Origin of the sequence: Fibrella aquatica, assembly GCF_041321135.1 — a bacterium.
Taxonomy (GTDB): Bacteria; Bacteroidota; Bacteroidia; order Cytophagales; family Spirosomataceae; genus Fibrella; species Fibrella aquatica.
This window is the reverse complement of the sequence record NZ_JBGGWF010000013.1, coordinates 75,302-88,367: the sequence shown is the minus strand read 5'-3', so window position 1 is coordinate 88,367 and position 13,066 is coordinate 75,302. Positions and strand designations below refer to the sequence as shown.

General features: G+C 52.1%; 12 protein-coding genes. 4 read left to right on the top strand and 8 right to left on the bottom strand.

What is annotated here, in order from left to right; translation table 11 throughout:
* Positions 1-12 precede the first annotated feature (12 nt).
* Positions 13-786 carry a sterol desaturase family protein gene (locus tag ACAW87_RS22255; protein ID WP_370725857.1) on the top strand — a complete coding sequence of 258 codons (774 nt, stop codon included), beginning with the start codon at positions 13-15 and terminating at the stop codon, positions 784-786.
* Positions 787-885: 99 nt separating this feature from the next.
* On the opposite strand, the gene ACAW87_RS22250 is transcribed toward ACAW87_RS22255, so the two are convergent.
* From ACAW87_RS22250 to ACAW87_RS22240, 3 genes are all read right to left on the bottom strand, one after another.
* Entirely contained in the window at positions 886-1,509 is a 624-nt protein-coding gene (locus ACAW87_RS22250; protein ID WP_370725856.1) for a hypothetical protein, read from the bottom strand.
* A 68-nt stretch (positions 1,510-1,577) separates the two neighbouring features.
* Positions 1,578-2,555 carry a YHYH protein gene (locus tag ACAW87_RS22245; RefSeq protein WP_370725855.1) on the bottom strand — a complete coding sequence of 326 codons (978 nt, stop codon included), beginning with the start codon at positions 2,553-2,555 and terminating at the stop codon, positions 1,578-1,580.
* 178 nt (positions 2,556-2,733) lie between these two features.
* The gene (locus ACAW87_RS22240; RefSeq protein ID WP_370725854.1) at positions 2,734-4,140 is read right to left on the bottom strand and encodes a SulP family inorganic anion transporter; all 1,407 of its coding nucleotides are present in this window, start codon (positions 4,138-4,140) and stop codon (positions 2,734-2,736) included.
* A 497-nt stretch (positions 4,141-4,637) separates the two neighbouring features.
* Here ACAW87_RS22240 and ACAW87_RS22235 point away from each other — a divergent pair, with 497 nt between their 5' ends.
* Positions 4,638-5,159 (top strand): heme-degrading domain-containing protein, encoded by a 522-nt coding sequence (locus ACAW87_RS22235; protein WP_370725853.1) that lies wholly within the window; start codon positions 4,638-4,640, stop codon positions 5,157-5,159.
* Between the two features lie 109 nt (positions 5,160-5,268).
* Here ACAW87_RS22235 and ACAW87_RS22230 read toward each other — a convergent pair whose 3' ends face one another.
* Both ACAW87_RS22230 and ACAW87_RS22225 read right to left on the bottom strand, forming a co-directional pair.
* Positions 5,269-5,553: a PIN domain-containing protein gene (locus ACAW87_RS22230; RefSeq protein ID WP_370725852.1), complete on the bottom strand. Its 285-nt coding sequence runs from the start codon at positions 5,551-5,553 to the stop codon at positions 5,269-5,271.
* Between the two features lie 150 nt (positions 5,554-5,703).
* Positions 5,704-5,934 (bottom strand): hypothetical protein, encoded by a 231-nt coding sequence (locus ACAW87_RS22225; RefSeq protein ID WP_370725851.1) that lies wholly within the window; start codon positions 5,932-5,934, stop codon positions 5,704-5,706.
* 159 nt (positions 5,935-6,093) lie between these two features.
* On the opposite strand from ACAW87_RS22225, the gene ACAW87_RS22220 reads away from it, so the two are divergent.
* Both ACAW87_RS22220 and ACAW87_RS22215 read left to right on the top strand, forming a co-directional pair.
* Positions 6,094-6,588 (top strand): heme-degrading domain-containing protein, encoded by a 495-nt coding sequence (locus tag ACAW87_RS22220; protein WP_370725850.1) that lies wholly within the window; start codon positions 6,094-6,096, stop codon positions 6,586-6,588.
* A gap of 68 nt (positions 6,589-6,656) precedes the next feature.
* Positions 6,657-9,899: a WD40/YVTN/BNR-like repeat-containing protein gene (locus tag ACAW87_RS22215; RefSeq protein WP_370725849.1), complete on the top strand. Its 3,243-nt coding sequence runs from the start codon at positions 6,657-6,659 to the stop codon at positions 9,897-9,899.
* Between the two features lie 418 nt (positions 9,900-10,317).
* Here ACAW87_RS22215 and ACAW87_RS22210 read toward each other — a convergent pair whose 3' ends face one another.
* The 3 genes from ACAW87_RS22210 to ccoG all read right to left on the bottom strand — a co-directional run bounded on the left by ACAW87_RS22210 (position 10,318) and on the right by ccoG (position 13,026).
* Complete coding sequence (locus tag ACAW87_RS22210; protein ID WP_370725848.1) at positions 10,318-11,022, bottom strand: sulfite exporter TauE/SafE family protein; 705 nt, start codon at positions 11,020-11,022, stop codon at positions 10,318-10,320.
* Positions 11,019-11,441, bottom strand: coding sequence for a FixH family protein (locus ACAW87_RS22205; RefSeq protein WP_370725847.1), 423 nt, complete (start codon positions 11,439-11,441; stop codon positions 11,019-11,021). Before ACAW87_RS22205 ends, ACAW87_RS22210 begins: the two co-directional genes overlap by 4 nt.
* A gap of 118 nt (positions 11,442-11,559) precedes the next feature.
* Entirely contained in the window at positions 11,560-13,026 is a 1,467-nt protein-coding gene (gene ccoG, locus ACAW87_RS22200) for a cytochrome c oxidase accessory protein CcoG (protein WP_370725846.1), read from the bottom strand.
* Positions 13,027-13,066: the final 40 nt, after the last annotated feature.

Genomic DNA, 13,066 nt, shown 5'->3' with positions numbered 1-13,066 from the left:
TCATTCACAGTTATGGAGTTTGCATTTGGTGCCTACAAAGGCCATATCATCGTGTTGGTCTTCGGGCTGATTCTGGCCGAGATCATCTGGAGCTGGAAAGAAGAAAAGCACGTGTACGACGTGAAAGAAACGGCGGCCAACCTCGCTATTTTCGCCGGTTTTCAGCTGTCGAAATTCGTATTTGCGGGCTACCAGCTAACCATTTTTGCGTTCGTATACCAGTTCCGGCTGTTCACGTTCGAGCCTTCTGTCTGGCTCTGGCTGGGTACGTTCCTGATGGTCGATTTTCTGTATTACTGGTTTCACCGGGCTTCGCATCAGGTCAAGTTTTTCTGGGCGTTTCACCTGGTACACCATTCCAGCCCCTGGATGAACCTGACCACCTCGTACCGGCTCAACTGGCTGGGCGCGCTCATTAGCCCGTGGTTTTACCTGCCCGCTATTCTGCTCGGTTTCCCGCCCGACATGGTCGTGACCGTATACGCCGCCAACCTGTTTTACCAGTTCTTCCTGCATACCGAAGCCGTGGGCAAGCTGGGTTTTCTGGAAAACATCATCGACACGCCATCCAACCATCGCGTGCATCATGGCTCCAATGATCGGTACATCGACAAGAATTTCGGCGGCACGCTCATCATCTGGGACAAGCTGTTCGGCACCTACGAGCCCGAAACGGAGAAGGTCAACTACGGCATCACGACAGGCTTCATGGGGCAAAACCCGTTTAAACTGGTCTTCCAGGGCTTCATCGATTTCTTCCGGGGAAAGATGCACTACAAAGGCTGATCGATTTCACGACCGTGAAAGGGCTATTTTCATGAATTTAAACCTGGAAACGATTCTAACGTACCCAGCGTGCAACGCCAGTTGGGGTGGTCGGGTTTGTTAGGCAAGTTGTGGTTTTCTGGCGTACCAGATACCCAACAAGAACAGAACGCACATTAGAACAAGCAGCATCGGGAACCATCCCTTGATCGCTTTTTCCGGTTTGGTCTCAACAATAGCGGTGTTATCAACCGCCAGGTCTACCGTAAACTGATTGTCTTGCTGTAGTATGAAATTTGTACGGCCTGTTTCGGGCATCACCATCGTGAACACGCAATAGTGGCCTGTGAGTGTGCCAAAGCCCAGATGCCGCACTTCCAGTTGTTGAAGTTGAGCCGGCATTCCTACGATCTCGAATCGAATATCGGTTTGATGACCTAGTTTGATCATTCCGTTTTTCAGCTCAATCGCATCGTTGCTGTTCGCCCCGATGGTAACCGTTTCTTTCAGGTGCTGCAACACCAGCCGCTGAAAATCATCGCCGGTCAAACTGTCAATTTGCAGGGCGGGGTATCTGTTTTTCAGTTCAAACTGAAAGGCCGACAGGCTGGCGCTGATGTGTAAACTCCATGTATTGTCCTTGCTTTTAGTTACTGCCACCGTAGAAAGCAGCGGACTATGGGCCAGGCCAACCAACGAATGTAATACAAGTAGTAAAAGGGTAATTACGAACCGGTTGATCATGCTGACTAAGGCTATTTTCTGACCTCCCACCAACGGCGAAAGGTCAGAAAATGAGGTACATAAACTCATTACAGACTAACGGCGAAAGAGCCTTGTGCCCCTCTGAAACCAGCAATAAAGCTGTTTGTCCCCGGTGCGGCAACGTGGTAGTGGTAGCCCCTCATAACATCATAATGCCCCCTATTGGCATCCAGATCCGTGGGTTCGGCACCGGTGGCGTCCAGCCTTTCGTAGAGGCCGTAGCCATCCATGGCGTAGCCAATCATAGGCGCATGGCCATCGCTTTGGGTTACTTTTTTGCTTTTTCCGGTGGCGGCGTGATAGTGATACCCGGCGGCTGTGTTCACATGTCCACCCGCATCATCCATCGGTGCCAGCGTATGCGCACCAAGAATCGCTGACGTAGGCGCTGGCGGGTCGAAATTGACGCCGTTGAAGGCAATACCCACGATTACGCCCATACCGCCAATACGCGCCGAAGTGCTCAACTGCACTGGTTTCACCGGTATGTAATAGGTCTTTTTAATGCCCGCACTATACGATGGCTGGCATTCGACACAGTAATTATTGTAGGCCGGATCTACGTTTGGCCGGGCCGCGGCTTCACAAGCCGCCTTTGTGTTGGTTACCTTAATGCTACCATCGGTATTGTATAGTTTCCAGACGGCATCGTTGTAGAACGTGGCCAGATTCTTGACAAAAGCGCCATCTACATCATACAATTTACCACCTTCAAACCACACGCCTCCTTTACTGGCGTCATCGGCAATGTTGGTTGGGCACCATGGCCCCATCGTGTGGTCGGTTGGGGTATTGGTGGTAACAATTTTGTAGCACTCCACCGACGACCCATTGCTTAGGGTTTTGGTAACTTTAGTAATGGGTTCGCTCAGACCGGCGGTAATAAATAAGGAGGGGTCTACCGCCACTATGACCTCATTATCGATGACCGTTGTCGGGTCTCCTTCGGTGCTGCAACCGGTTACACTCCAGGCCATTATACCAGCCACGGCAACGGCGGCCAATCTCGATCTCATTCTGTGCATATCTTGCTCTTTAACAGGTGGGCGCCTTGCTTCTGAAGGCTATGCCCATTAGACGATATACACACGGAGATTCCTACGGGCAACCAAAACAAACGCCCGAACAAAGCGAGTCGTTACTCACTTCATCCGGGCGTTTTAGGCTACTTTACCGGTTGAGCCTGACGGCTGCACCGTCGATTTACGCATCGACAAGCGTTTCTTCGTTTTCCTTCACTTCCTGCTTGATGAAGAATCGGCGGACGATGAAATAGATGATCAGAGCCGACAATACGCCGGTCAGAAAATCAGTCATAGGCACCATAACGGCGGTGTAGACCATGATCGCAAATTCAAACTTACCCAACGATTTGATCTCCCGAATTTCCGACGGTTTGATCATGTTAGACGCTACCCAGATCAGAATACCGCCGATGCATGCCATTGGAATTAACTCCAGATAAGGAGCCAGGTAATAGGCCATCGTTAGTTTCAACACGCCTTTGAAATAGCCAGCCAAGGGCGTTACCGCACCTGCTTTAATGCTGGTTGCCGTACGGGCCAACGCACCCGTGCAAGGGAAACCATTCACCAGCGGCGTAATGATCTGTACCAGACCCTGACCCCAGAACTCTTTATCGGCATTGAAGGGCGTGCGTTTGTTGTTGGCCAACCGGTCGGCCATTGATGAACACAGTACGCTTTCAACCCCGGAAACAAACACAATGGCGAAGACGAAGTAGAGAATATCGAAGAAGACACCCGCCGTCATTCCCGGCAGTTGTGGCGCGGTGAAAACAAAGAAATTATTGGGAATACTGCCGTAAATGTCTTTAACCAGCAGGATGTTTTTATCGGCCAATACCGTGGCAACCAGCAACGTAGACACGGCGATGGAAATCAGCGGGGCGGGAATAAAAATGGATATTTTCAGAACGTACTTGGTGATCACAAATGTCAGCAACCCGATCAGAAGTGACCAGACGTTGATTTTATTCAGGTTACCGAAGGTGGCGATGATATTATGAATGAGTCCGCCCTGAATATCTTCATCCTGACCGAGGATATCCTTGAAGCTTTCGATGCCCAGAATATCTTCCAGGTTGGTGAAGGCAATAGCGAAGGCAATACCGATAGTGAAGCCTACAATAATGGAGTTAGGCACCAGTTTGGCGTACTTCCCGAAACCCAATATTCCCATGATCATGAGCAGAATACCGGCGATGATGGAGACGAAAATCAGAAAACCATGCGCCTGCTCGGCTGTGCCGCCCGAAGCCACTCCGTATTTGGTAATCAGCGCGGCAATAAGCGGAATGAAAGCCGCCGTTGGGCCGTATACCTGATATTTTGAGCCACCAAATGTGCGACCAATGATGCACGCCAAGGCACCTGCAATAATGCCTTGCTCGGGTCGCAAGCCCATGGCCATGGCAAAGCCCATGGCCATGGGAATGGCAGTCATGGCCACAATCAGCCCCGCACTGAAATCGCGGTAAACCGTTACTTTCCAATTGCTTTTTTCGAGGTCTTCCCACCGACTGTCGAACAGGGTGAAGAACAGTTTCAAACGTTGACCTACTGAGGAGGTACTCTGAGCGGTATTCATTGGGATTGGTTCGTTAATCAACTTGAAAAGATAATTTATCGGCTTAGCTATTTGGTAATCAGTCAGTTGATCAGATTGTCAGGTACATTGTCAATGGATGGCCAACTGTTTGTCAAGAATACTTATACAGTCATTATCTCCGATGAGAAGTCAATAATCACGACGGGCAATCGTTAATTGACTCATAAACAAGGACTACTTAGTGGCTGAAGTCATGTCCTTAGCACAAAAATCGCTATTAAAAGCACATTAAAAAAAAATTAAAACTAAGTTATATGTACTTATCTTTTTGTTTGTAGTGCTCGTTTCTACTCATCCTATAAGTAAGAACTGCAAAAAGGCGCATCAGCCGCTGTTTTTGGCAGACACCTTTCATGTACATTGTCGAAAAAAGCGCGTGAACGGGACAGAGTAAGGAAATTGATCACCCGCCTTCGAAAGACAAGTCAGTTGGCCAGTTGGCCTTTCATTAACAGCACCTTGCTTAAGTTTGCCGAATGAATGATTCATCCATTGATCAGGACCTGACGCAGATTGCGTTGCAGGAAGAGCGACTTCAATTCGACACTTTCACCGCCGATACCGCCTGGCAGTTGGGTACGTTGCTGAAAGAAACCGTAGAAGCGCGGGGAAAGGCCGTAGCCATCGACATTCAGTTGTTTGGTCAGCCGCTATTTTTCTACGCCATGCCCGGCACCACGCCCGACAACATCGACTGGATACGTCGGAAGCGGAACGTGGTAGAGCGGTTTCAGCAAAGCTCGTACGCGGTACGGCTGACCTTGAAGAAAAAACAAACAACCCTGACTGATCAGGCAGGGCTGTCACTCCGTGATCATGCGGCGGCGGGTGGCGGTTTTCCCATCCGGCTGCGCGGGTCGGCCTGCATCGGGGCAATCACCATTTCGGGCGTACCCATGCGCGAAGATCACGGCATTATTGTGGAGGTGCTGGCCAAGTGGCTCAATCAGCCGATCAGCGAACTGGCCCTCCCCCCGGCTGACGATATGGACGATTGAAATTGGGGTCATTAGGCTTCACCCGCTTCGGTGTACCGGTCATTAAACAACTATTTGTAGTCATTGGTCAACATGCAATAAATGACCAATGACTACAAATGACAGATTGTTAGCTCAGCGAAATTGTTGTAGGCAAGTGCTCTGCTTCCAAAAACGTTTGCAGGAGTTTATCAGCGGTAAGAAACAAATCGGCTTGTTGAGCTAATGAAACGGCGGTAGCCAATTGAATACTGTCTAATGTTCTTAAGCCCTGTTCACCATAGATTGCCATTAGCAGTCTGGCCTGTTCGATGATCAGACTATCTGTGACCAAAAACGTGTACTTTTCAAAGTATGATTGAAATAGGTCCAGTGTTGTCTGGGCTTCTAACGCTGTAAGCTCTCTTGTTCTCACCTTTTTCCAGATGGTCGACGTGAACTCTACTTTCGACAGTTCAGAGGAAAAGCGTAGTTATGCGAGCGGTGGCAAAAATGGACTCAAGTTCTTCTGTTCCTGCTTCTCTATGGTAGAGCTTGATGAGCGATGATGTATCTAAAAACAGCTTCATAACGCTGATCGGCGTTCCTCTGTGATAGCGTCACTGAAAGACCCTTTAATATGTTCCAAGTTTTTCTGGCTTTTCGAGAACGAAAAATCCGTTAGTGAGATCCTTTCCCCGGCCGTTTCCTCAACCTCTTCCAAAAACGTGACAATCACCTTCACCGGGTCTTTAGTAGGATACTCCTTATCGAGTTTTACGTACCCATTCTGATAAGTTCCAACAACGGCGACCATATGTATGAGGGTTAATGATGTAGATCAAATATACAAAAAGCGATTGCGCTAAGGCCTATTTCCCGAACGTGATCAGTGTAATGACAATTCTGACCACAAAAGTCGGAACGACCAACCAATCGGACTTCATCAACGTCCGGCCTTGCTTAAGTTTACAGCATGGATGCATCAATCGATCAGGACCTGGCGCGGATTGCGTTGCAGGAAGAACAACTCCAATTCGACACCTTCACCGCCGATACCGCCTGGCAATTGGGTACGTTGCTGAAAGAAACTGTAGAAGCACGGGGCAAAGCCGTGGCGATCGACATTCAACTGGTTGGTCAGCCGCTGTTTTTTTGCGCCATGCCGGGCACCACGCCCGACAACCTTGACTGGGTACGTCGGAAGCGGAACGCCGTGCTGCATTTTCAGCGCAGTTCCTACGCCATCGGGCTTGAACTAAAGCAAAAGCAGACAACGCTTCAGGAAAAGGCGGGCCTCTCCCTACGCGATTACGCTACGCACGGCGGCTGTTTCCCCATTCGGTTGCGAGGAACGTTCATCGGCACCATCACGATCTCGGGCCTCCCCCAACGCGACGATCACAGCGTCATTGTGCAGGTGTTGGCGAAGTGGCTCGATCGGCAAGTGGGCGACCTGACATTAGAGTAGGCACTTGACTCTCAGTGCGGCCTGATTTTGTCTATCTTAGCCCAAACCAATTTATCAGCGGCTGACCCATGCAAAAACACCTACTTATTCTTTGTGCCATCCTACTTTCCGGACCGTTGCTGGCTCAGTCGCCCAAATTGGCGAAACCGGCATCGGCGACAGTGGCTGCGGTTCCAACCGGCACCGACCCATATTTCAAACCGGTAAAATGGCGGAACATCGGGCCGTTTCGCGGGGGGCGGTCAGTGGCGGGGTCGGGCGTTACCAGCAACCCGCAACTCTATTACATGGGCACCGTAGGCGGCGGCATCTGGAAAACAGACGATGCGGGCATGACCTGGAAAAACGTGTCTGATGGCCAGTTGAAAACCTCGTCGGTGGGAGCCATTGGCATTTGCGAATCCGACCCGGCGGTTGTCTACGTCGGCATGGGCGAACACGCCCCCCGTGGCGTCATGACTTCCTACGGCGACGGCGTTTATAAATCGACCGATGCAGGGAAAACCTGGCAACACCTCGGCCTTGAGCTTACCCGCCACATCGCCGCCGTTCGGATACATCCGCAAAATCCCGATGTGGTTTTTGTGGCCGCGCAGGGCGCATTGCACGGTCCGTCGGCCGAGCGGGGCATTTACAAAACCACCGACGGCGGTAAGACGTGGAAGAACGTGCTGTTTGTGGATGAAAACACGGGCTGCAACGACCTGAGCATGGATATGACCAACCCGCGCATTCTCTACGCCTCGATGTGGGAACATCGCCGGTTGCCCTGGCAGGTGCAGAGTGGCGGCAAAGGCAGCGGCCTTTACAAATCGACAGATGGGGGCGAAACCTGGACCAAATTGGAAAAGGGTCTGCCTAAAGAACTGGGCAAAATGGGTATCTCTGTTTCTACGGCTAACCCAAACCGAGTGTATGCCGTGATCGAATCAGATACGCAGGCCGATAAAGGAGGCGTTTTCCGTTCAGACGATGCCGGTAAAAGCTGGAATCGGATCAGCAAAGACCACCGGACCACGCAACGAGCCTGGTACTACATAGAAATCTACGCCGATCCCGTCGACGAAAACACGGTGTACGTGCTTAATACGTCGGTGCTGAAATCCATCGATGGCGGCAAGACGTTCTCCACCATTTCCGGTTCACACGGCGACCATCACAACCTCTGGATCAGTTCAAAGAACAACAAAAACCTGTTTCTGAGTAACGATGGCGGCGGGGCTGTTTCGTTCAACGGAGGCCAATCCTGGTCGGCGGAAAATAACCAGCCCACGGCCCAATTCTACCGCATCAACGTCGATAATCAGTTTCCGTACCGCATCTACGGTGGGCAGCAAGACAATTCGTCGGTGATGATCAGCAGCCGGTCGACCACGGGCGGCGGCATTACCGAGAAAGACTGGGAAGCGTCGGCGGGGGGCGAAAGTGCTTTTCTGGCGTTCAATCCCGACAATCCGCGTTATGTGATGGGGGGCAGTTACCAGGGCACCATTGAAGTGCTAGACCAGCAAACGCACGAGGGCAAACCTATCATGGTATCGCCCATTCAGTATCAGGCGTTACAGGCCAAAACCATGAAGTACCGCTTCAACTGGAACGCGCCGATCATCTGGTCGAAACACGAACCCAACGCCTTTTACCACGCCGGGAACCGACTCTTCAAAACTACTGACTTGGGCAAAAGCTGGACGACCGTTTCGCCCGACCTCACCCGGAAAGACTCAACCAAACTGGGTTGGGGTGGTGCACCTTATACCAACGAAGGGGCAGGCGGCGAAAACTACGCCACCATTGCCTATGTGCTCGAATCGCCCGCCGAGAAGGGTGTTATCTGGACCGGCAGCGACGACGGACTCGTGTACCTCACCCGCGATGGTGGCGCTACCTGGACCAACGTAACCCCGGCCGGTTTGCCCGAAACGCTGATCAACTCCATCGAGGTATCGCCCCACGACAAAGCAACGGCCTACATCGCCACCACCCGCTACAAGGTCAACGACTTCGCCCCGGCTATCTACAAAACAACCGATTATGGCAAAACCTGGACCAAAATCGTAACGGGCATTCCCTACGGTGCCTTCACACGCACGGTTCGCGAAGACCCCGAACGGAAAGGATTGCTGTATGCCGGTACTGAAACCGGGGTATACGTGTCGTATAACGGCGGCACCAACTGGCGGGCTATGCAGCTCAACCTGCCCATAAGCCCGGTTACCGATCTGAAAGTGCATCAGGGCGATCTGATTGCCGCCACGGGCGGACGTTCGTTCTGGATTCTCGACGATCTGGAGCCTATCCGGCAGTATAACCCATCCACTAGCAAAGACAGTTTGCTGGTCTATAAACCCGACAATACATACCGCGTATCGGGCAGTAGTGCGCTCGACAAAGTTGCTGAGGATGATGACGATGACGAGCCCACCCCGGGTCGTAATGGTTTTGCGGGTACCAACCCCGCCACCGGTGTGGTGATCTATTATCAGTTGCCCGCTAAAGTAGATACGAGTGCTACGTTGACGATGGAGGTAATGACCGAACAGGGCACGCTCATCCGTAGCTTCAGTAGCAAAAAAGACAGAAATTTTGTCTCCTTCCCCGGTGGGCCATCGGCCGAGCCAACGCTGACCATGCGGCCGGGCCTGAACCGGTTTGTGTGGGACATGCGCGCCGAAACGCTACCAGCCATTGAGAAGGTGTTTATCGAGGGAAATTACAAAGGTCGTAAAATGGCTCCCGGCACCTATCAGGCAAAACTAAGACTTGGTAAGCAGTCGAAAACGGTAGCGTTTACCATTCTGGCCGACCCGCGACTCAGCTATACCCTGGCCGAGTATGAGCAACAGCAAAAAACACTGATTGGCATTGAAGAAGGCGTAAAAGCGATTCATCAGGGCGTAAACCGGATGCGCAAGGCCCAGAAGCAAATCAACGACCTGGTTGATTTGATCGACGACAATCCAAACCTGAAATCGTTGGCCGATTCGGGTCGGGTGGTTGCGAAAAAGATTAAAGTTTGGGAAGAGAAAGTGATTCAGCCCAAGTCACAGTCGAATGACGACGTGATCAATTTCGAGAACAAGCTAAGCGCTGATTACATTTTCCTGAAAGGCGAAATGGACGTAAATACACCCTACGTCACCGCTGGTCAGCAGGAACGGCTGTCGGAGTTGAACGCGCTCTGGCAACCGCTTCAGGCACAGATGAACGCGCTGATTCAGAACGACATTACCCGGTTCAATACCCAGTGTCGTCAGCTACAGATCGAAAAAATTACCGTACCCGACGTGGTCACTATTGTTCCGAAGCAGTAGAGCCAAAAAGGGTAATTAGTTATGGGGTAAATTGGTAATTGGTTTCTCCCCGCAAGGGGACCGACCAAAAGGAAGTTAACAAATCACCTTACTCCTTTTGAACGACCTTGCCCCGTATAACCAGAAAAGCGCTCTCTAACCGGGAGTGCTTTTCTGGTCATACGGGGCAAGGTCGTTAGGCAAAGCTGTTCAGGATTTAAAATCCTGAACCCTATTAACCGCGCGTTTGCAACGCGCATGGCCGACTAAATTATTGCTTTGGCGAGCAATAAACACCCTTACTGATTATGGTGTAAAAATCATACAGTCTGACACTGACAGTTTTTACGTCATCCGCGTTACAAACGCGTGGTTAGCAGGGTTCAGGATTTTAAATCCTGAACAGCCTTGTGCTCTCTATTCGGGGGCGCTTGTTTTGTTATTTCCCAACGATCAATGGACCATGGCAAACGGGAATGGGCTGGCTAGAGTCAGAAGACGTACCTGACTGGTAGAGGCCACGGGCCAGCAGTAGCAAGCCAACACACACAGCCATAACGGGCATCAGCCGCGTGAAATGCCGACGGATGGTGGCGGGAAACAGCGACGGAACAGAGCGGACCAACAGTAACGCAGGCACCGTTCCGGCACCGAAAAGAGCCATATAGAGCGCACTGTTGGCGGCGCTACCGGTGGCAATGGCACCCGCCAGCGCTACATAGACAAACCCGCAGGGAAGCAGCCCATTTAGGAAACCCAGCACCACGAATGAGCGCCAAGACGGTTGTTGCAGGAATCGGCTCATGGGTCCAACGATCCAGCGGGTGGGCTTGGCCGAGGTGATGCTGCCGAATTTACCGCGGGCTACCAACGTCCACACAAGCAGAAAAAGCCCGGCTCCAATCGAGAGCGGACGTTGCAAGCCCATCAGCAAAAGCCCCTGCCCAACCAGACCGAAAGAAGCCCCAAGCGTGGCGTAAGCCGTGAGGCGGGCCAGATGATACAGACCTATGCTGAACGCCCGTTGCGATGGCGGCAACCGCCCGACGGGCAGGGCCATCGCCAGCGGACCGCACATACCTACGCAATGAAGGCTACCAACAAGCCCCGTTGTAAGGGCGGTTAGCAGCCAGACGGTATTCATGGTTGTGTGAAGGTTTCTTCGTAATAATACTCTTCGCCACCCACCGACCAGCTCAACTGAGCCCGCCATATACCCGGCACCAATCCCGCCGTTGATACAGCCCGCTGATTAGAAACCAGCCGAATAGTTCGGTCTTTCAGGCTATCGCTGGGGCGGTAGAACGTTAGCGTACCCTTCTCCCAGCCCGCGGGCAGATTAAGGGCAATTTGCTGCCGCTCAGGGTCGAGGGTCAGGGCAGAGTCGTTGCCCGTGCGCGCTGTACGTGCCACCCGGTCGATCTGTTTCTGATACGTGATTTCGTCCTGATAATAGTCTTTACGTACCAGATCGATCCGCTCGCGCGTCATCAGGTAAACAAGGCTACCGATGAACCCGGCAAAGACAATGAATACAAGTACAATTGATTTACCCCAGTTCATAATTGTGAAGAGTGATGGGTGAGGATTGATGGGTGAAGGATGATGGGTGAGGGGCGTTGCTTTAGCGAGCTTATTGCTGACGCGAAAGCAACACCCTTCGCCCCTCACTCTTCACCCCTCACCTCACCGGCCCCAGGAAGGTTGTTTTGATGTTGTGAAGGACTTCGCCGTTGGTGGCTACGTCGAGGGTAAGCGGGGTGCTGTTCTGCTTGATGGTCTGTTCGGGCAGGTCAATGAAGAACATCACTTTAGTAAGCGTACCGGGGGCTAACGTACCCAGCGGTTGCACAAAACGAAGTTTAGCATCGGCGCGGCTGGCGTGGATATCGAGCTTCATAGGCTTGTAAGTCTTGTTGATAACTTCCAGGCTGTAGAGGTTCGAAATAACCTGTCCTTCGCCCCGCTGATACAACTGACCGGGAGCCCGCAACACCGTGAGATCGAGGGGTTCACGGCTGGCGAGCAAGTAGCCAATCAGCCCCAGCAGAACCAGCAAAACGGAGCTATACGCCATAATGCGGCCCGTTACCCGGAACGGCACCGACTGTTCGATGTTGTTCAGCGAATCGATGCGGATCAGCCCACGGGGACGTTCAATTTTGTCCATCACCTCATCGCAGGCATCCATACAGGCGGTGCAGTTGATACACTCCAACTGAATGCCATCGCGAATATCAATCCCCGTCGGACAAACATGCACGCACAGCTTGCAGTCGATGCAATCACCTTTGGGCGAGGGGTGAAGGGCAAGAGGTGAAGGATGAAGGAACTCAGCATGTACCCCTTCGCCCGTCACCCCTCGCCCGTCATCCCTCACTTTCTTCCCCCTTGGTTCGCCGCGGATGAAGTCGTAGGCGACGGTAAGCGAGTTTTTGTCGAGCATCACACCCTGCAAACGGCCGTAGGGGCAGATGGTGGTGCAAACAATTTCGCGGAGCCGGGCAAAGACGAGGTAAAAAACGCCCGTGAAGATCAAAATCGCGAACAGGCCGACAAGGTGGTTGCCGGGCGAATCGGTGATGATGGTCAGTAGCTGATCGCGGCCGATTAGGTAGGCCAGAAAGGTATTGCTGATGAGAAACGAGATGAGAAAGAAAACGGTGTGCTTGGCCGTTTTCTTCACCACTTTTTCGGTGGTCCAGGGCGACGCATCGAGGCGTTGTTGGGCTCTGAAGTCGCCTTCGATCCAGCCTTCGACTTTCCGGAAAACCATTTCCATGAAGATCGTTTGCGGACAGGCCCAGCCACAAAACACGCGGCCAAACACAACGGTAAACAACACCACAAAGACAATGAACGTGATGAGACCAATGGCAACGAGGTAAAAATCCTGCGGCCAAAAGGTGACTCCAAAAAAGATAAATCGCCGTTCGAGCACGTTGAACAGAAACAGCGGATGCCCGTCGATCCAGATCATCGGCCCGGCGAACAGGCAAGCCAACAGCACCCACGATACCACCATGCGCCAGTTGGTATACCGGCCATTTGTTGCCTTTGGGTACAACCACTTACGCCCGCCCGCCTCTGTCTGGTTTGGCAAATGCGACCGGAAATAATCGTCAACGGGGGTATCGGTAGTAGTCATTTTTGGGGGGAGTTGGGTACGTTACTGGGTTCAGCAGTCT